Genomic DNA, 206 nt, shown 5'->3' with positions numbered 1-206 from the left:
GATCTCACCAACGCCAAGGGCGCGGAGCCCGACCGGGAGATGGTCGCGGCCGTCAAGCGGCAGCTCGACATTGTCGAGCATATCGATCTTAAACCCGATGTTCTCACCTTCATGCGCACGATCAGGATCTGGGCCAACCCAGCCGCCGCAAAAGCCGGGCCCGGCCATTACAGCAGCAAGACCGGCATCGACCTGCGCCTCAAAAG

At 62.1% G+C, this 206-nt stretch carries 1 pseudogene; it reads left to right on the top strand.

Going from position 1 to position 206, the window contains the following annotated elements:
* Positions 1–206: pseudogene (locus tag AF337_RS38490) on the top strand (hypothetical protein); the annotation flags it as partial.

It is taken from the genome of Rhizobium ecuadorense (assembly GCF_001187535.1).
Lineage (GTDB): Bacteria > Pseudomonadota > Alphaproteobacteria > Rhizobiales > Rhizobiaceae > Rhizobium > Rhizobium ecuadorense.
This window is presented reverse-complemented; position numbering and strand designations above follow the sequence as displayed.